Genomic DNA, 20,297 nt, shown 5'->3' on the forward strand with positions numbered 1-20,297 from the left:
CGCTGAGAAATGGCGCCCGTCGATCCTGTGGCCATCTGCTCAACCCAGATCACCCTCATGTGCTGTTCCGCGCAGGTCGAAGCCGCCTGCCAGAAGCTGATCCGCATGATCGGCGCCACCCTGTCGCTGCAGGAGTTTGCCGTGCTCTACTCCCACGACCCGGACAAGAAGCGCCCGAAGGCAGCGAAGTTATGGATGACGCATTCCGAGCCGGCGCCAGCGCGGCAGAGCGGGGCGTGTGGGCGGAGATCCACTGGTGGAGCCAGGCCGAGGGCGACATTCTGGAGCAGGAACTTTTCGCCAACCGCAAGCGTTTGGCCGATGGGGTCGAAGTGCCCGCAGGTTGAATCCGCGCGCGGTAGTCGTCCCGGCAAGGGCTTTGACCTTCGCGAGGTTGAGCGACTGGGGTTACTGTGAGCGGACACCACATTGGGTGACGGCCTCGATGTAGCGAGCCTGTCGACGCTTCAGGAACCTGCTGTAGAACGTGATATCGCTTCCCCCTCCAGTTCGAGGGGCGGCCTCAACAAACTGCGCCGGGACGCCGCCGCTGGAGGCCGACATGGAGTAGCCATCGGCATGTCGCGGAAGCAGATCCGTCCATTCGGCACCCCGATGACTTCAATGCCAACGATGTCGCGCAGCGTGATTCCCTGCCGAAGATGGTTCACCATGGCCTACGTTCCTTCCGTCGCATGATCATGACCGAGCGCCTGCAGCCCGTGCAGTCATTGCACTACGCCAGCATCGCCAGCTGGCTTGACTCGGTCGTGTCCACCCGGCGCTGGGCAGGGCCCGGTGTCGCATTTCCGTTGGCGCCGGATTGCCTGGCCCATGCCCTGCAGCTGGAGGCCCGTCCAGGCTGGGTATTGCTGGACGCACACGACAACTGCCTGGGATTCGGCCAGTACTGGTTGACCGACGCCGATACAGCCCATCTCGGTCGCATCATTGTGTCTCCGCAGGCGCGGGGGCGCGGCCTCGGGCGTGTGCTGGTGCAGTCCTTGAGCGGGCAGGCGCTGAAAGAGGGCAGGGTGCGGCGCCTGACCCTGCGCGTGTATCGTGACAATGTGGCCGCGATTGCCCTGTATCGCACGCTCGGATTTGTCGCGAGCGAGCGGGACGCTACGGCGGAACTGTTGTTCATGGCGCGTTTCGCAGGCTGAGTGGGGCGGCAGCGCCTGCACTTCCGGTGCACATCGCCTGCACGCGGCGCTGCAAGCGGACTCGGCAGTCTGGTGCTGTCCCCCAACGGTTTGCCCAGGAGCGCCCCCATGAATACCCCCGGCACCCCCAAGCCTTCCTGGCGCCAGCGCAACGTGCTGCTGACTGTCGCTGCCGTCGTGCTGGTGATCGTGCTGATCCTGCTCTTCATCCCCTGGTAGTGCCTATCGGGGCAACCCGCTTGCCATTGATGGCCATCGTGGCCGCTGCCCCGGTAACGAACCAGGTGGTGGCTATCGAAGTGGCGGCAGCCGGGCAACGGGCAAGGCAAGGCCAGGCCATGCCTGGCGAATCACGACGGTCGATACGCGCGGGTAGTGCCCGGCCATGCCAGGCCAAGGCAATGCCGACTCATGCCTGCCTGAGCAGTTCCACCAGCTGCCGCAACCGGTAGGGCTTGGGCAGGAATTCGACCTGCTCCGGCAGCGGTGGCAATTGCGAGCGTGCGTAGCCGGAGGAAAGGATCATCCGCGCCTGCGGCTGGTCGCGTGCCACGTGCTCGCTCAGCTCGATGCCCGACATGCCGTTGGGCATGCTGATGTCACTGAACACCACATCGAAACGCGTATCGCCCTGCAGCAGCGCGACCGCTTCCTGCGCATCGGCCGTGGTAGCCACGTCGATGCCGAAGTCGCGCAGGGCCAGGCCGATCATCTCGCGCAGATCGGTCTGGTCCTCCACCATCAATACGCGGATCGGATCATCGGTCATGGGTTGGGTTCCTCTGTGGCGGGTAGCAGCAGGCTGACCGTGGTGCCAACACCGGGCGTGGTGGACACGTCTACGAAGCCGCCGCTCTGGGTGGTGAATCCGAACACCTGGCTCAGGCCCAGGCCGCTGCCCTTGCCGATGTCCTTGGTGGTGAAGAAAGGCTCGGTCGCGCGTTCGGCGATGTCCGGGGCCATGCCGTGGCCCTCATCGCAGACGCTCAACGTCACATAGGTCCGTTGCCGGGATGTGTCGGCGTCGGGGTCCATGCGGTGCTCCAGCGCGGTGGCGATCAATACCCGGCCGCCACCCACCGTGGCGTCCACAGCATTGCCGACCAGATTGGCGAGCGCCGTCTGCAGCTGCACGGTATCGCTGAGTATCGCAGGCAGGCCAGCGGTCAATGCGGTTTCCAGGGTGACGCCGGCAGGGCAGGTGGCCTGCAGTGCCGGCAGCCAATCGCGGATGCGCGCATTGATATCCAGCGTTTCGCGGATCAGGGTCTGCCCGGTGCTGAAGGCCAGCAGCTGCCGGGTCAGCAGCGCGCCACGATCGCTGGCCGCCTGCGCGGTGGTTAGCAGGGTGTTGGCACGCTCGTCATCGCCCATGCGTGCCGACAGCAGGTCCAGCGCATTGACGATGGTGGTCAGCAGGTTGTTGAACTCATGGGCAAGGCCGCGGCTTAGCTGGCCGACCGTCTCGAACTGCTGGGTCTGGCGCAGCGCCCGCTGCGCATCGCGCAGCAGCCGCTGCGCCTGCCACTGTTCGGTGATGTCGCGGGTGATCTTGACGAAGCCTACGAGCTCGCCGTTCTCGACCACCGACTCGATGACCACGCTGGCACGGAACGGCGACCCGTCACGGCGCACCCGCCAGCCTTCAGCGGCGTGGTGCCCGCATTCCGCCGCCAGCCGCAGCAGGCGCTGCGGCTCTCCAGCATCGCGATCAGCCGGCAGGTAGAAGCGTCCGAAGTGGGTGCCGATGACTTCTTCCGACCGATAGCCCTTGATGCGCTCGGCGCCGGGATTCCAGCTGCAGACGATGCCGTCGGGATCGAGCAGATACAGCGCATGATCGCGCACGCTGTCGATCAGCAATCGCAGCTGTCGGGAAGGGTCCGTCAACACGGACGGCGTCGAAGCGGCAGCGACCACGATGAAATGCGTATTACCTCTGTCAGGCACGAGACCGTAGGCAGTGGAGTGTGAAGAGGGTGTGCATGGGGCGCCTGTGCCATTGGTCGTATGCGGCTGAATGCGACAAGGAGTAACATCAGTCCCCTTTTCCAAACTGGAACCGACCTGCATGCGTCCTGGTGCGACTACGCGTGACCGCTGGATCTGGATGACGTCGGCGGCGCTGGTGGCGGCGACCGCCGCGCTGGAAATGGTGGTGCCCCTCGGCTATGCCGTGTGGCTGGCCTACTTCATGGCCATCGGCGTCACTGTGTTCCAGCGCAGTGCCCGGGTTCCTTTCGTGGTGGCTGCGGCTGCCTGCGTGCTGTTGGCGGTGGGCTACAACGTGGCCCCAGCCAGTTCCAACTCGGCATTCTCGTTCGTCAACCGTACCATCGGTGGCGCTGCCTTCCTGATGATCGCGCTCATCGCCTCGCGCGCCATCCAAGCCCGGCGTGAGGCGATGCGTGCGCTGTGGCTGCAGGAGGCCGAGAACGCAGTGGCGCTCAGCCTGCGCGGCGAGCTCGGGCCGGAACAGATCGCCGAAGCGGCGGTGTCGACGCTGGCGACCCAGCTGGGTGCCGATGTCGGTGCGCTCTACCGGCTGGAAGGCGGGCGCCTGCAGCTGACTGGTGGACTGGCGTTGCCCAACGGCATCCCGGCAACACTGGGCCTGCAGGAAGGGGTGGCAGGGCAGGTGGCCCGCGACCAGCGTGCGCGGCATCTGCAGGGGGACGAAGCGGCCCCGTTGGAGCTGCAGACCAGCCTGGGACGCGTGCCTGTGCGTGAACGGATCCTCGCCCCGGTCAGCAGTGACGGCGCGATCGTAGGCGTGCTCGAGCTGGGCCGGGCGGCTGTCGGTGAGCAGCGCGCGCTGGATGACGAACTGCTGCAGCGCTGCGCCGAGACCATCGGCATGGCCCTGCGTACCTCGATGCTGCGTGCACAGCTGGTGGTGCTGCTGGAAGAGTCGCAGCGCCAGGGCGAAGAACTGCAGGCACAGCAGGAAGAACTGCGGGTTGCCAATGAAGAACTGGAAGAGCAGAGCCGCAGCCTGATGCAGTCGCAGACGCATCTGGAACAGCAGCAGGCCGAGCTGGAGCAGAGCAACGTGCAGCTGGAAGAGCGCACCCACGAGCTGGAAGCGCAGAAGCAGGCACTGCTGGTCGCGCAGGGGCAGCTGGTGCGCAACAGCAATGAACTGGCCGCCACCTCGCGCTACAAGTCCGAGTTCCTGGCCAACATGTCGCACGAGCTGCGCACCCCGCTGAACAGTTCGCTGATCCTGGCCAAGCTGCTGGCCGACAACAAGGACGGCTCGCTCAGCGACGAGCAGGTCAAGTACGCCCGCGCCATCCTGTCGTCGAACAACGACCTGCTGGCGCTGATCAACGACATCCTGGACCTGTCGCGCATCGAAGCGGGCCACGTTGAACTGGCCGATGAAGTGGTGGTGGTCGACAGCGTACTGCAGCGACTGCGCGAGACCTTCGAGCCGATGGCGAGGCAGAAGGGCCTGACCCTGCAGATCGAGGCCGATGGCCTGGCCCCCAGTCAACTGGTGGCCGACAACCAGCGCCTGCAGCAGATCCTGAAGAACCTGTTGGCCAATGCGGTCAAGTTCACCGAGCACGGCAAGGTGAGCCTGCACGTTCGCAGCGGCGGCAATGGCCGGATCCGATTCGAAGTGGCCGACAGCGGCATCGGCATTGCACGCGACCAGCTGCAGCTGATCTTCGAAGCGTTCCGCCAGGCCGATGGCAGCACCCGTCGCCGTTACGGCGGCACCGGCCTGGGCCTGTCGATTTCGCGTGACCTTGCGGTGCGCATGGGCGGTGACATCCAGGTGGACAGTGAGCCGGGCCGCGGCAGCTGCTTCATTCTCGAACTGCCGCTGCAGGGCGCGCCGGCAGCCGAGGCCGCCACAGGCGCCGCAGCGCCGGTGCCCGTGCAGCCGGTACCCGCCACCACCGTGGCAGCAGCCCCCCTTGCCCAGCGGTCCAGTGCCGCGCCAGTGGCAGCGGTGGCCGATGACCGTGGCCGCCGCCGTCATGCGGGCCGCTTGATCCTGGCAGTGGAGGACGATGCGGTCTTCGCCGAAGCCTTGGTGACGCTGGCGCACGAGCTTGATTTCGACTGCGTGGTGGCCACCACGGCCGAAGAGGCGCTGGCGCTGGCGGCGGACCTGCGTCCCAACGGCATCCTGCTGGACATCGGCCTGCCTGACGTTTCGGGCCTGACCGTGCTCGAACGGCTCAAGCGCAACCCCGACACCCGGCACATTCCGGTGCATGTGGTCTCGGGCATGGACCGCGGCCAGGTGGCACGCGAACTGGGCGCGATCGGCTTTGCGATCAAGCCGACCACGCGCGAGCGCCTGGTGGCTGCCATCGAACAGCTTGAACAGACCAGCCAGCGCGACGTGCGGCGCCTGCTGATCGTGGAGGACGACAACGATCTGCGCCGCAACCTGGAACTGCTGCTGGGCCGCGATCAGCTGCAGATCGCGGCTGTCGGTACGCTGGCCGCAGCGGTGGAGCAGCTGAGCACGGTCACCTTCGACTGCATGGTGATGGACCTGTCGCTGCCCGACGGCAGTGGCTACGACCTGCTCGAGCACATGGCAGGCAACGATGATGTCGGCTTCCCGCCGGTCATCGTCTACACCGGCCGCGCCCTCAGCCGCGAAGAAGAGCAGCGCCTGCGCCGCTACTCCAAGAGCATCATCATCAAGGGCGCGCGCTCGCCCGAGCGCCTGCTCGACGAGGTGACGCTGTTCCTGCACAGCGTGGAGGCCAACCTGCCCAGCGACCAGCAGCGCCTGCTGCGCGAAGCGCGCCGCCGCGACACCGTGCTCGACGGACGCACCGTGCTGCTGGCCGAGGACGACGTGCGCAACATCTTCGCGCTGTCCAGCGTGCTCGAGCCGCTGGGGGTGACGCTGGAGATCGCCCGCAACGGCCAGGAGGCCGTCGACCGCCTGGCCCAGCGCGAGGTGGACCTGGTGCTGATGGACATCATGATGCCGGAGAAGGATGGCCTGCAGGCGATGCGCGAGATCCGCGCGCAGCGCCACCTGCAGGACCTGCCGATCATCGCGCTGACCGCCAAGGCCATGCCCGATGACCGTGAGCGCTGCCTGCAGGCCGGCGCCAACGACTACATCGCCAAGCCCATCGACGTGGACAAGCTGGTGTCGCTGTGCCGGGTCTGGTGCTCGCGGCAATGAACGAGCAGGCGCTGTTCGACCTGGAGCTGAAGGTGCTGCTGGAAGCGCTGTACCAGCGCTACCACTACGACTTCCGCAGCTATGCGGTGTCCTCGCTGCGCCGTCGCGTCAGCCAGGCCATGCAGCGCTACGAGTGCGAGCGCCTGTCGGACCTGCAGCATCGGCTGCTGCACGAGCCGGAGCTGTTCGCCCAGGCGATGCAGTTCTTCACCGTGCAGGTCTCGGAGATGTTCCGTGACCCGGAGTACTTCCGGCAGATGCGCGAACAGGTGGTACCGGTGCTGCGCACCTACCCCTCGGTGAAGCTGTGGGTGGCCGGCTGCAGTACCGGCGAGGAGGTATGGTCGCTGGCGATCCTGCTGCACGAGGAGGGGCTGCTTGAGCGCAGCATCGTCTACGCCACCGACATCAACCCCGCTGCACTGGCCACGGCCGAAGCCGGTGCCTATGGCATCGACCGCCTGGCCCAGTTCAGCCGCAATTATCTTGCCGCCGGCGGCACCGCGTCACTGTCGGACTATTACAGCACCGCCTACGACGGCGCGGTCTTCGACCGCCAGCTGCGCCGCAACGTGGTGTTTGCCGACCACAGCTTGGCCACCGACACGGTGTTTTCGGAGGTGCACCTGGTCTCGTGCCGCAACGTGCTGATCTATTTCAACCGTGACCTGCAGGATCGCGCGGTGGGCCTGTTCCGCGAAGCCCTGGTGCATCGTGGCTTCCTCGGCCTGGGCAGCAAGGAGTCGCTGCAGTTCGGTCGCCATCACGATGCGTTCGAAGCCTGTTCGCGGGAGCACCGCCTGTACCGGAAGGTGGCCTGATGGCGGCGATGTTCCGCCCTGACGTGGTGGTGATCGGCGCATCGGCCGGTGGCGTGGCCGCCCTGCAGATCGTGCTGGGTGCGTTGCCGGCCACCCTGCCGGTGCCGGTGCTGGTGGTGCTGCACCTGCCGCGTGACCGTTCCAGCCGCATCGCCGAGGTGCTGGCGCCGTACTGCACGTTGGTCCTGCGCGAAGCGGAGGACAAGCAGCCCCTGCAGGCCGGAACGGTGACGTTCGCGCCGCCGGACTACCACCTGCTGGTGGAGGACACGCAGGCCATCGCATTGTCGATGGACGAACCGGTGCTGTTCTCGCGGCCGGCCATCGATCCGCTGTTCGAATCGGCCGCAGTCGCGTTCGGCACGGGTGTGCTGGCGATCCTGCTGACCGGTGCCAGCAGCGATGGCAGTGATGGCGTGGCCGCCGTGCGCGCCGCTGGCGGCCAGGCCTGGTTGCAATGCCCCGAGGAGGCCGAGGCATCGATGATGCCGGCCTCTGCCCTGCAGCATGCCGGCGCCGACGCCGTGCTGCCCCTTGAACTGATGTGCCGCCGCCTGAAGGAGTTGTTTGCATGAACCTGCTGCCGCCGGACCCTGCCCAGTCGCAGGCGCCGGTCAACCTGCTGATCGTCGACGACGTGCCGCAGAACCTGGTGGCCATGCAGGCGCTGCTGCGCCGCGAGGGCGTCAACCTGTTGCTGGCGGACTCTGGCGCGCAGGCGCTGGAGCTGCTGCTGGAGCATGAGGTAGCGCTGGCGCTGCTGGACGTGCACATGCCGGAGATCGACGGTTTCATGCTGGCCGAGCTGATGCGCGGCTCGCAGCGCAGCCGGGATGTGCCGATCATCTTCCTGACCGCCTCGCCGGATGATCCGTTGCGGGTGTTCAAGGGCTACGAGACCGGCGCGGTGGATTTCCTGCACAAGCCGGTTGCACCGCAGGTGATCCTCAGCAAGGTCAATGTGTTCATCGAGCTTTATCAGCAGCGGCAGCTGCTGAAGGCGCGCAACGAAGCGCTGGAGCGCGCGTTGAAGCTCAACGAGACCATGGCGGCGGTGCTGACCCACGACCTGCGCACGCCGCTGTCGGCCATCCTGCTGTGTGCCGACAAGCTGTCGCTGGAACTGCCGGACGACAATGCCGGTGCGCAGCAGACACTGAGCTACCTGGAGGCCAGCACGCTGCGGATGGCACGCATGGTCGAGCAGCTGCTGGACTTCTCGCGGATCCGCAGCGGTGGGCTACGCCTGCAGAGCAGTGTCTGTGACCTGGCCGAGGTGACGCGTGCGGTGCTGGTCGAGGCCGGTGCCGGCCATCGAAGCGATCGGATCGCGCTGGATGTCCGTGGCGATTCGACCCTGCAGGGCGACATGGATCGCCTTGGGCAGATCGTCGCCAACCTGGTCGGCAACGCACTCACCCATGGCGCCGACGCGACGGTGCAGGTGCAGGTCGATGGTGGCGATGCACGGGTGGTCGCGCTGCGCGTACGCAACGCCGGCCATGTCGATGAGGCGTTGCTGCCGCGCCTGTTCGAGCCCTTCAAGGCCAGCTTCCACCAGAGCAACGGGCTCGGGCTGGGGCTGTACATCGTTGACCAGTTCGTGCGTGCCCATGGTGGCCAGTTGAGCGCGCGCAATGAGGCAGGGCACGTGGTGTTCGAGGCGCTGCTGCCGCGTCGATCCGATTTGCGCAGTCCGGCGGTTTCCTGAATTCTTCAGCTGGCGCGTGAGCGAACTGAGACGGGCTCGTCCGCAACTGCTACCGTGGCACCACTCTTGCAAAGGAAGCTCCATGCCACTGCGTGCCATCGCCTATGTCAGCCAGGCCAAGCCGGATCTGTCTGCCGCACGTCTGCAGACGCTGGTCGAGGATGCCGCGCGCTTCAACAAGATGGCAGGGGTGACGGGTGTGCTGCTGCATGACGGCGAACGCTTCCTGCAGTACATCGAAGGCCCGCCTGATGGCATCGATTCGGTCTATGAGCGCATCCTGCAGGCCGGCAGCCATGTCGACATCGTCGAGCTGGCGCGTGGCCGGCTGGGCCAGCGCCAGTTTCCGTACTGGGCAATGCGCGGGCTGCCGGTCGACGCCGCGATGCTGCGCCAGCTTTCCGCAGGCGACTGGTCGGGATTCGCCCGCTCGGTGAACGGTGACAGCATCGTGCTTACGGCGGTGGATCTGTTGGCCGAGGTCGTGCGGCCGGTACTCAGCGCGGGCTGACCGCTAACGCTGCGGGGCGCAGTACGCCGCGTGCAATGCCTGCAGCACCCCCAGCGCCGGACCCTCCAGCAGCCGATAGTGCAGTGTCTGTGCCTGCCGCCGCGTTGCCACCACATCCAGATTGCGCAGCACGGCCAGATGCTGTGACAGCGCCGATGCGCTCAGGCCAGTCAGGGCCTGCAGTTCCGGCACCGGTGCTTCGCCTTCCACCAGGCGACACAACACGCGCAGTCGCGCCGGGTGTGCCAGCGATTTCAGCAGGGCGGCCGCCTGTGCGGCATGCGTAGCCATCGCGGCACTGTCGGTGGTGATGCTGGGCACGGCTTGACCCGGTAGTTCAGGAAAGTCTAATTTAGAGAAAGCTAAATTGAAGGGCAAGCCGATGCGCGCGATGCAGAGGGGCAGGGCATGAACCTGCCATGGGCGGCAATTGCAGGCGGTGGCCTGATCGGTGCGTCGGCGGTGCTGCTGCTGGCCACGCTCGGTCGGGTGGCGGGCATCAGCGGTATCGCTGCCGGCGCCGCTGCCGCGCCGCGCGGTGATCGTGGTTGGCGCTGGGCTTTCCTGCTCGGACTGATGTTGGCTGCTGCGGCGGTGCTGAGCTGGCAGGCGGGTGCGGGACAACCACCACGCGCCTTGCTGCGCGACGCGCTGCCGGCCTGGCAATTGATCGCTGCCGGTGTCCTGGTGGGCCTGGGTACGCGGCTGGGCAACGGCTGCACCAGCGGCCACGGTGTCTGTGGCCTCGCCCGCGGATCGCGGCGATCGCTGATGGCGGTGCTGGTGTTCATGGCCTGCGCGATGCTCACCACGTTCCTGCTACGTCACGGCGGAGGCCTGGCATGAGCCGCAGGTTGTGGGCGGCAGGTGGGGCCGGCGGCCTGTTCGGTGCCGGCCTCGCGCTGGCCGGCATGACCGATTCGCGTCGCGTGCTGGGGTTCCTCGATGTGGCTGGCGACTTCGATCCCACGCTGGCCTGGGTGCTGGCGTCGGCGCTGCTGGTCAGCGCACTGGGTCAATTCTGGCTGCGGCGGCGGCAGCGGCCATGGTGCGCCGAACGTTTCGAACTGCCGACGGCGCAGGTTGTCGACACGCGGTTGCTGCTGGGTGCGGCGCTGTTCGGTGTCGGCTGGGGCTGGGTCGGCTATTGCCCAGGACCCGCGCTGGCCGCGTTGGCAGTGGGCGCGCGCGAAGCCCTGTGGTTCGTGCCAGCGATGGCTGCCGGTTTCTGGCTGCATGATCGCTGGCTGCGCTGAGGCTTCACGTTCGTCTCACCGTTGCGGGGTTCAGATCACCTTTCCCGGGGAACGGAGGACGACATGGCACGGATGAAATGGAAAGGTGGCGCATTGCTGGCGGCGGCACTGGCGACGGCGGCAATGCCGGCGATGGCCTGCACGCGCGCGGTGTATCTGGGCGACAACGGCGATGTCATCACCGCCCGCTCGATGGACTGGAAAGTGGACGTGGCGACCAATCTCTACGTCTTACCGCGTGGCATTGCGCGCACCGGGAAGGCGGGGCCGGGGTCGATCGCCTGGACTGCACGCTACGGCAGCGTGGTGGCCACCGGCTATGACATTTCCACCACCGATGGCATGAACGAGAAGGGCTTGGTCGCCAACCTCCTGTGGCTGGTCGAGTCGGAGTACCCGGCCCAGCGCAGCGGCAAACCCGGCCTGTCGATCTCGTTGTGGGCGCAGTATGTGCTGGACAATTTCGCTACGGTGGAAGAGGCGGTGACCGCGCTGCAGCGCGAGCCGTACTCGATCGTCACCGACAAGGTGCCTGGCGAGGACCGCCAGGCGACGCTGCATCTGTCGCTGTCCGATGCCAGCGGTGACAGCGCGATCGTCGAATACATCGGCGGACGCCAGGTGATCCACCATGATCGGCGCTACCAGGTGATGACCAATTCGCCGATCTTCGAGCAACAGCTGGCGTTGAACAGCTACTGGCAGCAGATCGGTGGCACGGTGATGCTGCCGGGCACCAACCGTTCGGCCGACCGCTTTGCGCGCGCGTCGTTCTACATCAACGCGATTCCGAAAGCGGAAGATCCGGTGGAGGCGCTGGCCAGTGTGTTCAGCGTGATCCGCAACGTGTCGGTACCGTTCGGCATCACCACGCCGGGCGAGCCCAACATCTCGTCCACCCGCTGGCGCACGGTCGCCGACCACAAGCGGCGCCTGTACTTCTTCGAGTCGGCGCTGACCCCGAATACATTCTGGGTCGATCTGAACAAGGTCGATTTCGGCGGCAAGGTGCTCAAGCTCGATCTTGGCCGTGACCAGCGCAATACGTTTGCCGGGGATGTGCTGCAGCACTTCGTGCCCAGCGCACCGTTCACCTTCCTCGGTATCAGCGACTAGTTCGACGCTTGGCTGGAGGCCGGGTAGACCGCCTGGATCGTGCAGGCGCCGCGGGTGTACTGCGGCAATGGCGCCAGCCCGTCGCTTCTCAGGTCGCCGTTTTCAAACCCGGCGGCGAGGACGTGATCGCCGGGATTGCCGCAGATCAGGCCGTTCTGCATGCCCGAGCGGAAGCTCAGCTGCGGCGCGCGGTCGAGCTGGCGGCAGTGGCTGCCCAGTTCGACGCGGTAGTAGCGATGGCCGCCATTGCGATGCGGATTGGTCTCCACCAGCATGCCCTGCGGATCGGACGACCAGGCACGCACGTTGCGGGTAGCGAAGCAGTACGAGGCCGAGCCGCCGAAGCCGCGGCGGACTTCCTTGCGTTGGCGGATCGTCAGGGCAGGCAGGGTGGCCGTGCGCAGGCGATCGCTGTCGCGGGCAACGCTGGCGTAGTCGCGGGCATGAACCGGGGTGACTGCACTGACGGCACAGCTGTGGCCATCGACCACCACGCGCTCGCTGGGACGACCGCAGGCCCAGCCGGCGGGTGCTTCCAGCTTCAACGTGGTGGCTGCGCGGACGCCGGGGCAATCCTCGGCGAAATCGATGCGATAGGCTTGGCCGGAGGCGGCACGCAGCGCGATCGAGCGCGGTGATGCCTGCTCCACTTCCTGGACGCCGACAGCGTCCATGCAGTGCGGGGCCGGTGGTGTGCGTTGCTGGGCCGAAGCCGTGGCGGCGAGGGCCAGGCCGAGGCTGGCGGCCAGCACCATGGATGCGTGCTTGTAAGTCATGTCCTGCACTCCCTGCGTTGGATGACGGATCGACTATAGCAGCGGTTTGCACGGCAAGTGTTACACGCGCACACTGCCGGAATGGGCGCGATTTTCCACATGCGGCACTACGGTCAGGCCACCGGACTGGATCGCCACGACTATGCGCAGTGGGTGCTGCCACTGCAGGGTGAGCTGCAGTTCGAGATGGAGGGCAGGGGCGGTCGCCTTGACCTGCTGCAGGGGGCATTCGTGGCGGCCGGCGAAGCGCACGACCAGATGGCCGAGGGTCCCAATGGTTTCGTGATTGTCGACTGCGGGCCGGGGGTGCTCGATGACGCGACCCAGGAGCACCTGCGCCGGCAGCGCTGGCTGCATCTGCCGCTGTCGCTGCGGCAGCGGCTTGCCCAGGTGCAGCCCGGCCGGCCTGTGCCAGCGCTGCTGCCGGAACTGCTGCGGAGCTTCGCACCTGCCGGTAGTGGTGCGCGCCTGCAGGGCCTGTGCGCTGCGGTCGAGGCGATGCCGGGGCAGGCGTGGTCGGTAGCGCGCATGGCTGCCTTTGTCGGCATCAGCGAAAGCCGCCTGCATGCGGTGTTCCGGCGTGAGTTCGGGCTCAGCCCGCAGGCGTGGCTCAGTGCCAGCCGCCTGCGCTGGGCCAAGCACCAGTTGCGGGTCAGCCCGGCATCGATCAGCGATATCGCACTGGCCGCAGGGTATTCCGAGCAGAGTGCACTGACCCGCGCGCTGCGCCGCGAATGCGGGCAGACGCCGGCGGCATGGCGGCGAGCCGCGCCCGCCGTTATGGAAGCGAACCGGCAGTAGCCTCGGTCAAGACCGGCCAGCAAGGGGCCGCTTACACTGCGCGGCCCGTTCCCGCTGTGAACCTGCAATGCGCAACAACCCGATTGCTCTGGGCATCGCCAATGGCATCGCCGCCGGTGCGCTGTGGGGCGTGGTCTTCCTCGCGCCGGCCGTGTTGAGCACGTTCAATGCCCTGCAGCTTTCCGCCGGCCGCTATCTGGTCTATGGCCTGATTGCCGTGGTCCTGCTGCTGCCGCGCTGGAAGCGGCTGGCGCCGAGGCTCGGTCGCGCCGAGTGGATCGGCCTGCTGTGGCTCAGCCTGGCCGGCAACCTGGTGTACTTCCTGCTGTTGGCCACGGCGGTGCAGTGGGCCGGTGGCGCCGCTGCTTCGTTGATTGTCGGCCTGATTCCGGTCGTGGTCACCGTGGTGGGGGTACGCGAGAAGGGCGCAGTGCCGTTGCAGCAGCTGCTGCCCGCGCTGGCGCTGTGCGTGCTCGGGGTGGCGATGGTCGGCTGGGAAGCATTGATGTCCGAGCACCTGGCCACGCCCTGGCGGCAGCGCCTGATCGGCCTGCTGTGCGCGTTCGGTGCGTTGTTCTCCTGGGCGCTGTATTCCATCGGCAACAGCCGCTGGCTGTCGCGGCGGCCCGACCTTTCCAGCCACGACTGGTCGCTGCTGACCGGCGTCACCACCGGTGGTCTGTCGCTGCTGCTGGTGCCGATGGCGTTCATCGGCCAAGGCGGGGCGCACACCGCCGCACAGTGGAGTGGCTTCTGGGCCATCAGCGCCGGCGTGGCGGTGGTCGCCTCGATCCTCGGCAATGCGTTCTGGAACCGGGCCAGTCGCCTGCTGCCGCTGACCCTGACCGGGCAGATGATCGTGTTCGAGACCCTGTTCGCGCTGCTGTACGCCTTCGCCTGGCAGCGACGCTGGCCGAGTCTGCTGGAAGCGTTGGCGATCATGCTGCTGGTGGGCGGGGTGCTGTTGTGCGCGCACGCGCATCGCACGCCGCGCGCAATCACCGAACATGTCGGCTGAATCGACGCATTGAGGCCGACGTTCACCGGTTTGTCTCATTTGCAACCAAATGCCAGCACGTTTGCCGATGATCGCTGCATGGAAATATTGCGCCGCAACACTTGACAGCGGCCATCGTGGCAGTGTTTTCTGTACGCCATGGTCCTTGATGCCGCCACTGCCTGTCTGATCGACCCCGCTACCGCGGGCCGTTCGACTGCGCCGGTCGCCATCACCACCATTACCACCACCACCGCCACCACTGCCCTGGTGCGGCCCGTCGTCTTCGTGTAACTCCCGAAAACAACGGCCCCGCACCATCCAGGTGACGGGGAAACTCGACCACCTGCATGCGACGGGGCCTCCAACCGAGGTCTGCATGTCCCCTAACGCCCCCAACCATTCGCCTGCTGCGTCCGCTCTGGCCGCGCCGTCCACTGTCGTGCACAAGTTCGGCGGTACCTCGGTGGCCGACGCCGAGCGCTATCGCCATGTCGGCGGCCTGCTGCTGGCCCGCCCCGAGTCGCTGCAGGTCAGCGTGGTCTCGGCCATGAAGGGGGTTACCGATGCGCTGATCGAACTGGCGCATCTGGCAGCCCGGGGCGATGCCGGCTGGCAGGAGGCGTGGCATGCGCTGCGCGCGCGGCATCGTGGTGCCGCGGTAGCGCTGCTGGGTGAGCAGGTGGGCGATACCGTGGACTGGATCGATGCACGCTTCGACCAGTTGGCCGAGGTGCTGGCCGCGCTGGCGGTGATCGGCGAACTGCCACGCGAGGTGCTCGACCGCGTGCAGGGCCTGGGCGAAGTGTTCTCCGCTCAGTTGCTTGGCACCCACCTGCGCGCGCTGGGCGAGGACTGCGCAGTGCTGGATGCACGAGATGTGCTGGTGGTCGGCCACGGCGAACTGGGCGTGGATGTCGACTGGGATGCCAGTGCCGGCCGCCTTGCCGCGTGGCGGCTGCAGCACCCGCAGTCGCGCGTGGTCGCCACCGGTTTCGTCGCCCGCGACCGCCAGGACCGCGTCACCACGCTGGGCCGCAACGGCAGTGACTACTCCGGCGCGATCTTCGCCGCACTGTTCGCCGCCGATGAACTGCATATCTGGACCGACGTCGACGGCGTGCTGTCGGCCGACCCGCGGCTGGTGCCGGAGGCCGTGCAGCTGCACGCGCTGAGCTACGACGAGGCCTGCGAGCTGGCCTATTTCGGGGCGAAAGTGGTGCATCCGCAGACGATGTCACCGGCGATCCGGCTGGGCCTGCCGATCTTCATCCGCAATACCTTCCAGCCCAGCCATCCGGGTACGCGGATCAGCGCCGAGCGCTCGCCACGTGGCCCGGTGAAAGGGCTGACGCTGAGCACGGATCTGGCCCTGCTGAACCTGGAAGGCACCGGCCTGATCGGCGTGCCGGGTACCGCCGAACGGGTGTTCGCCGCGCTGCGCCAGGCACAGGTGTCGGTGGTGATGATTTCGCAGGGCTCTTCCGAACATTCGATCTGCTGCGTTGTCCGCGCAGGCGAAGCGGCGCGTGGTCGCGATGCCGTGGTGCAGGCGTTCTCGCACGAACTGGCTGCCGGCCAGGTGCAGCGGGTGCAGGTCAGCGAGGGCGTCAGCGTGCTGGCCGCCGTGGGCGATGGCATGGCGGGCCAGCCGGGTGTGGCCGCACGGCTGTTCGAATCGCTGGGCCGGGCGCAGGTGAACATCCTGGCGATCGCGCAGGGGTCTTCCGAACGCAACATCTCGGTGGCGGTGGCAAGCGCCGATGCGCCCCGCGCGCTGCGTGCCGCGCATGCCGGGTTCTGGCTGTCGCCGCAGACGTTCGCGGTGGGGGTGATCGGTCCGGGCAATGTCGGCGCTGCGCTGCTGGACCAGCTGCTGGCGGCGCGCCCGCAGTTGCTGGCCAAGGCCAATGTCGATCTGCGCCTGCGCGCGCTTGCGTCACGCTCGCGCATGCGCCTGGAGGCTGATGGCCTGCATGAAGACTGGCGCCAGGCGCTGCAGGACGCTGGCCAGGCCAGCGATCTGGACCACTTCACCGAGCACCTGCTGGCCGCGCATCTGCCGCATGCGGTGGTGATCGACTGCAGTGGCAGTGCAGAGGTCGCCGAGCGCTACGAAGGCTGGCTGGCCGCCGGCATCCATGTGGTGACCCCGAACAAGCAGGCCGGCGCCGGTCCGCTGGCCCGCTACCAGCGCATCCGCGCGGCGGCGGCGGCCAGTGGTGCGCGCTTCCGCTACGAGGCCACGGTGGGTGCCGGCCTGCCGGTGATCACCACGCTGCGTGATCTGGTGGATACCGGAGACGAAGTACTGGCAATCGAAGGCATCTTCTCCGGCACGCTGGCCTGGCTGTTCAATCGTTTCGACGGCAGCCAGCCGTTCTCGGCACTGGTCGCGCAGGCGCGCTCGATGGGCTACACCGAGCCGGATCCGCGCGACGACCTGTCCGGGGTGGATGTTGCGCGCAAGCTGGTGATCCTGGCCCGCGAGGCCGGTCACGCGCTCAGCCTGGAGCAGGTGCAGGTGGAGAGCCTGGTGCCGGCGTTGCTGCGCGAAGGAAGCGTGGACGATTTCATGGCCCGCCTGAGTGCCTCCGATGAGGCGCTGCTGGCGCGTCTGCACGACGCCCGCCAGCGCGGTGCGGTGCTGCGCTATGTCGCGCGGCTGGGGCCGGATGGCGCGTCGGTCGGGTTGCAGGAGCTGCCGGCCGATCACGCGTTCGCCAACCTGCGGCTGACTGACAACGTGGTGCAGTTCCGTACCCGCCGCTACTGCGACAACCCGCTGGTGGTGCAGGGCCCGGGCGCGGGCCCGGAAGTCACCGCTGCCGGCGTGTTCGCCGATCTGCTGCGGGTGGCGGCCGGCGAAGGAGCGCGGCTGTGATCGCACGCGCTTTCGCACCCGCATCGGTGGCCAACGTGGCGGTCGGCTTCGACATCCTCGGCCACGCCGTCGCCGGTATCGGCGATACGGTGAGCGTGCGCCGCATCGACGAACCGTTGGTGCGCATCGATGCGATCCGTGGCAGTGCGGTCGAACTGCCGCTGGATGCGGCCGGCAATACCGCCGGCGCCGCGCTGATCGCGCTGCGTGCAGCGCTGGGGCTGGGCTTCGGTTTCGCCATCGAGATCGACAAGGGCATTCCGTTCGGCTCCGGCATGGGCGGATCGGCGGCTTCCTGCGTGGCCGCGCTGGTGGCAGCCAATGCACTGCTGGACGCACCACTGCCGCGCGACGCGCTGTATCCGTTCGCACTGGATGGCGAAGCCGTGGCCAGCGGCGGCCGCCACGGCGACAATGTCGGTCCGCTGCTGTTGGGCGGTGTGGCGCTGTGCACGGCTGATCGCCTGGTGCCGATTCCGGTGCCGGCCAGCTGGCACAGCCTGCTGGTGCATCCGCATGCGGTGCTGGAGACCCGGCGGGCACGACAGGCGCTGCAGGGCAGCTATGCGCTGGGCGAATTCGTCGCGCAGAGTGCCCACCTGGCGCTGGTGTTGAGCGGTTGCCATCGCAGCGATGCCTCGCTGGTGCGCGCCGGCCTGCGCGATGTGCTGGTGGAGCCGCGACGGGCCAGCCTGATCGTGGGCTTCGACGCGGCACGCGACGCTGCACTGGCCGCCGGTGCGATGGGCGCAGGCATTTCCGGCGCCGGGCCCAGCGTCTTTGCCTGGTTCGAAGATGCCGACCAGGCGCGCGCGGCAGCGCAGCCGGTGCGTGCGGCGTTTGCCGCTGCCGGCTTTGACAGTGATGCCTGGATCTCGCCGCTGGATGCACCCGGAGCCTGCTTGTGCTGAATCCTTCCTCCCTACCGGATATCGACCCCATGCAATTCGTTTCGACCCGCGGCCAGTCGCCGGCCGTTGGACTCAGTGCGGCCATCGCTGCCGGCCTTGCCCCCGATGGTGGCCTGTACGTACCGGAGGTGCTGCCGGCGCCGCGCGCGCTGCAGGCCGGCGCGAGCCTGGCCGATACGGCCGCTGACCTGCTGGCGCCGTTCTTCGCGGGCGATGTGCTGGCCGAGGCCTTGCCATCGATCTGCCGTGAGGCCTTCGATTTCCCCGTGCCATTGCGCGGGCTGCGCAACAGCGGTGACCATGTGCTGGAGCTGTTCCATGGGCCGACGGCGGCGTTCAAGGATATCGGCGCGCGCTTCCTCGCCGGTGTACTGTCGCGGCTGCAGACCGGCAAGGGCCGCGATCTGACCATCGTCGTGGCCACCTCCGGTGACACCGGTGCAGCCGTAGCGGCGGCCTTCCATCGGCAGCCCGGTATACGCGTGGTCGTGCTGTATCCCGACGGGCGGGTGTCGCCGCGACAGGCGCACCAGCTCGGCTGCTTTGGCGACAACATCCAGGCGCTGCGTGTGGCCGGTTCGTTCGATGATTGCCAGGCGATGGTGAAGCAGGCGCTGGCCGACCGCGATCTGCAGGCGCAGGTACCGCTGAGCTCCGCCAACAGCATCAGCCTGGGCCGGCTGCTGCCGCAGATGAGCTATTACGCGCACGCGGCGCTGACCCATCATGCGCAGCATCAGCGGCGCTTGAACCTGGTGGTGCCGACCGGCAACCTCGGCAATGCGATGGCGGCAGTGCTGGCGCGCGCGCTGGGCGTGCCGATCGGGCAGATCGTGCTGGCCACCAACGCCAACGCGGTGCTGCCGCGCTATTTCAGTGGCGATCCGTACCAGCCAGCGGCCAGCATTGCGACCGTGGCCAACGCCATGGATGTCGGCGCGCCCAGCAACTTCGAGCGGCTGCGCTGGCTGTACCAGGGCGATGATGCCGAGCTGCGGGCGGCGTTCCGCGCCTTCGCGGTGGATGACGTGACCATCCGCGCGACCATCGCCAGCGCCCATGCCAGCGACGGTGAACTGTTCTGCCCGCATACGGCCACGGCGGTGAAGGTGCTGCAGGATCTGCGCGCCGGTGGCGCCAAGGGTGACTGGGCGGTGGTTGCTACCGCGCACCCGGCCAAGTTCGAGGCGGTGGTGGAACCGTTGATCGGCGAAGCAGTGGCGGTGCCGCCGGCCTTGGATGCACTGCTGCAGCGTCCGGCACATGCCGAGCCATTGGCGGCGGACTACGCGGCATTGCGTGAGGTGTTGTTGCGTTGAGCGAAGATCCGGGTGGTTGCCGGCCAGCGGCCGGCACTACCCGTGGTGCGTGCTTCTGGTAGTGCCGGCCGCTGGCCGGCAACCCCATGACCGGCTGGGCGCTCAGCCCTGCACGTCACCGGCCAGCATGCGCAGGCCATCCTCGTCGAGGATCTCGACCACGTTCAGATGGGGCAGGGCGATCAACCCCTGCTGGCGCAGCTTGGTGAAGGTGCGGCTGACCGTCTCCATCGTCAGGCCCAGATGATCGGCGATGTCGCCGCGGCCCATCGGCAGGGAGACGCGCAGGCCATCTCCGCCCAGCTTGGCCTCGCGCGCGGCCAAGCGAAGCAGGAAATCAGCGAGTTTTTCCGCCGGCTGCAGGCGTGCCAGCGCCAGCGCGGCATCCTGCGCGGCATCCAGCTCCTGGCAGGCGCGCTGCAGCAGCTTGCGCTCCAGGTGCGGATAGCGGGCGCGCAGGCCCTTCATCTGCGGCAGGGCAATGCGGCACACGCGGCTGTCTGCAATCGCCTCGATGTCGTAGCGATGGTGGTCGCTGCCGCTCAGGCCCAGGTAATCGCCAGGCAGCACGAAGCCATTGATCTGGCGACGGCCATCGGCAAGCGTGCGCACCAGCCGCAGCGCGCCACCGGTCAATGTATATACATGCTGGCGTTCTTCGCCGCTGCGGGCGAGGGTGCTGCCCATCGCCAGCTGCTGCGACACGGTCACCTGTTCCAGCGCCTGCACCTCATCGGGCGACAGCGCAGAGCACACCGCCAGGTGGCGTACCGAGCAGTGCAGGCAGTCCAGCGTGGCGCAGGACGGCGCGGCGGGGTCGTTGGTGGCGGGCGGAGCGCCGGAAGGCCGGGACATGTT

The 20,297-nt window shown here is 67.5% G+C and carries 20 protein-coding genes; 15 read left to right on the top strand and 5 right to left on the bottom strand.

Going from position 1 to position 20,297, the window contains the following annotated elements:
• Window positions 1-191 precede the first annotated feature (191 nt).
• A complete protein-coding gene (locus D0Y85_RS20860; protein ID WP_240329399.1) occupies window positions 192-347 on the top strand; it encodes a hypothetical protein in 156 nt (51 codons plus the stop codon).
• A gap of 354 nt (window positions 348-701) precedes the next feature.
• Window positions 702-1,166: a GNAT family N-acetyltransferase gene (locus D0Y85_RS09270; protein WP_117311891.1), complete on the top strand. Its 465-nt coding sequence runs from the start codon at window positions 702-704 to the stop codon at window positions 1,164-1,166.
• A 409-nt stretch (window positions 1,167-1,575) separates the two neighbouring features.
• Here D0Y85_RS09270 and D0Y85_RS09275 read toward each other — a convergent pair whose 3' ends face one another.
• Window positions 1,576-1,935, bottom strand: coding sequence for a response regulator (locus D0Y85_RS09275; RefSeq protein WP_025874874.1), 360 nt, complete (start codon window positions 1,933-1,935; stop codon window positions 1,576-1,578).
• Window positions 1,932-3,059 carry a PAS domain-containing sensor histidine kinase gene (locus tag D0Y85_RS09280; RefSeq protein ID WP_117311892.1) on the bottom strand — a complete coding sequence of 376 codons (1,128 nt, stop codon included), beginning with the start codon at window positions 3,057-3,059 and terminating at the stop codon, window positions 1,932-1,934. The genes D0Y85_RS09275 and D0Y85_RS09280 overlap by 4 nt, the downstream gene beginning before the upstream one ends.
• A gap of 178 nt (window positions 3,060-3,237) precedes the next feature.
• Between D0Y85_RS09280 and D0Y85_RS09285 the strand changes: the two genes are divergently transcribed.
• The 5 genes from D0Y85_RS09285 (at window position 3,238) to D0Y85_RS09305 (ending at window position 9,379) form a co-directional block, all read left to right on the top strand.
• Window positions 3,238-6,336: a response regulator gene (locus tag D0Y85_RS09285; RefSeq protein WP_117310254.1), complete on the top strand. Its 3,099-nt coding sequence runs from the start codon at window positions 3,238-3,240 to the stop codon at window positions 6,334-6,336.
• Window positions 6,333-7,157 (top strand): CheR family methyltransferase, encoded by an 825-nt coding sequence (locus tag D0Y85_RS09290; RefSeq protein WP_032951761.1) that lies wholly within the window; start codon window positions 6,333-6,335, stop codon window positions 7,155-7,157. The genes D0Y85_RS09285 and D0Y85_RS09290 overlap by 4 nt, the downstream gene beginning before the upstream one ends.
• Entirely contained in the window at window positions 7,157-7,732 is a 576-nt protein-coding gene (locus tag D0Y85_RS09295; protein ID WP_117310255.1) for a chemotaxis protein CheB, read from the top strand. Before D0Y85_RS09290 ends, D0Y85_RS09295 begins: the two co-directional genes overlap by 1 nt.
• Window positions 7,729-8,868 (top strand): hybrid sensor histidine kinase/response regulator, encoded by a 1,140-nt coding sequence (locus D0Y85_RS09300; protein WP_117310256.1) that lies wholly within the window; start codon window positions 7,729-7,731, stop codon window positions 8,866-8,868. The genes D0Y85_RS09295 and D0Y85_RS09300 overlap by 4 nt, the downstream gene beginning before the upstream one ends.
• An 82-nt stretch (window positions 8,869-8,950) precedes the next feature.
• Window positions 8,951-9,379, top strand: coding sequence for a BLUF domain-containing protein (locus D0Y85_RS09305; protein ID WP_117310257.1), 429 nt, complete (start codon window positions 8,951-8,953; stop codon window positions 9,377-9,379).
• Window positions 9,380-9,382: 3 nt separating this feature from the next.
• On the opposite strand, the gene D0Y85_RS09310 is transcribed toward D0Y85_RS09305, so the two are convergent.
• A complete protein-coding gene (locus D0Y85_RS09310) occupies window positions 9,383-9,670 on the bottom strand; it encodes a metalloregulator ArsR/SmtB family transcription factor (protein ID WP_088100709.1) in 288 nt (95 codons plus the stop codon).
• Between the two features lie 117 nt (window positions 9,671-9,787).
• Between D0Y85_RS09310 and D0Y85_RS09315 the strand changes: the two genes are divergently transcribed.
• The 3 genes from D0Y85_RS09315 (at window position 9,788) to D0Y85_RS09325 (ending at window position 11,751) form a co-directional block, all read left to right on the top strand.
• Window positions 9,788-10,225, top strand: coding sequence for a YeeE/YedE family protein (locus D0Y85_RS09315; RefSeq protein WP_117310258.1), 438 nt, complete (start codon window positions 9,788-9,790; stop codon window positions 10,223-10,225).
• Window positions 10,222-10,635, top strand: coding sequence for a DUF6691 family protein (locus D0Y85_RS09320; RefSeq protein ID WP_117310259.1), 414 nt, complete (start codon window positions 10,222-10,224; stop codon window positions 10,633-10,635). The genes D0Y85_RS09315 and D0Y85_RS09320 overlap by 4 nt, the downstream gene beginning before the upstream one ends.
• Before the next feature lie 63 nt (window positions 10,636-10,698).
• Complete coding sequence (locus D0Y85_RS09325) at window positions 10,699-11,751, top strand: linear amide C-N hydrolase (RefSeq protein ID WP_117310260.1); 1,053 nt, start codon at window positions 10,699-10,701, stop codon at window positions 11,749-11,751.
• Here D0Y85_RS09325 and D0Y85_RS09330 read toward each other — a convergent pair.
• Window positions 11,748-12,527 carry a DUF6491 family protein gene (locus tag D0Y85_RS09330; protein WP_117310261.1) on the bottom strand — a complete coding sequence of 260 codons (780 nt, stop codon included), beginning with the start codon at window positions 12,525-12,527 and terminating at the stop codon, window positions 11,748-11,750. The two genes, D0Y85_RS09325 and D0Y85_RS09330, sit on opposite strands and share 4 nt — an antisense overlap.
• 81 nt (window positions 12,528-12,608) lie before the next feature.
• Here D0Y85_RS09330 and D0Y85_RS09335 point away from each other — a divergent pair, with 81 nt between their 5' ends.
• From D0Y85_RS09335 to thrC, 5 genes are all read left to right on the top strand, one after another.
• Window positions 12,609-13,328 (top strand): AraC family transcriptional regulator, encoded by a 720-nt coding sequence (locus tag D0Y85_RS09335; protein ID WP_117310262.1) that lies wholly within the window; start codon window positions 12,609-12,611, stop codon window positions 13,326-13,328.
• A 67-nt stretch (window positions 13,329-13,395) separates the two neighbouring features.
• Window positions 13,396-14,346: a DMT family transporter gene (locus D0Y85_RS09340; protein WP_117310263.1), complete on the top strand. Its 951-nt coding sequence runs from the start codon at window positions 13,396-13,398 to the stop codon at window positions 14,344-14,346.
• A gap of 358 nt (window positions 14,347-14,704) precedes the next feature.
• Window positions 14,705-17,209 (top strand): bifunctional aspartate kinase/homoserine dehydrogenase I, encoded by a 2,505-nt coding sequence (gene thrA, locus D0Y85_RS09345; protein WP_117310264.1) that lies wholly within the window; start codon window positions 14,705-14,707, stop codon window positions 17,207-17,209.
• Window positions 17,206-18,120: a homoserine kinase gene (locus D0Y85_RS09350; protein ID WP_117310265.1), complete on the top strand. Its 915-nt coding sequence runs from the start codon at window positions 17,206-17,208 to the stop codon at window positions 18,118-18,120. Before thrA ends, D0Y85_RS09350 begins: the two co-directional genes overlap by 4 nt.
• A 29-nt stretch (window positions 18,121-18,149) precedes the next feature.
• Entirely contained in the window at window positions 18,150-19,439 is a 1,290-nt protein-coding gene (gene thrC / locus D0Y85_RS09355) for a threonine synthase (protein WP_117310266.1), read from the top strand.
• 102 nt (window positions 19,440-19,541) lie between these two features.
• Here the strand turns inward: thrC and D0Y85_RS09360 are convergent, their stop codons facing one another.
• The gene (locus tag D0Y85_RS09360; RefSeq protein ID WP_117310267.1) at window positions 19,542-20,294 is read right to left on the bottom strand and encodes a helix-turn-helix domain-containing protein; all 753 of its coding nucleotides are present in this window, start codon (window positions 20,292-20,294) and stop codon (window positions 19,542-19,544) included.
• Window positions 20,295-20,297 lie beyond the last annotated feature (3 nt).

Origin of the sequence: Stenotrophomonas sp. G4, assembly GCF_003428825.1 — a bacterium.
GTDB lineage: Bacteria > Pseudomonadota > Gammaproteobacteria > Xanthomonadales > Xanthomonadaceae > Stenotrophomonas > Stenotrophomonas indicatrix.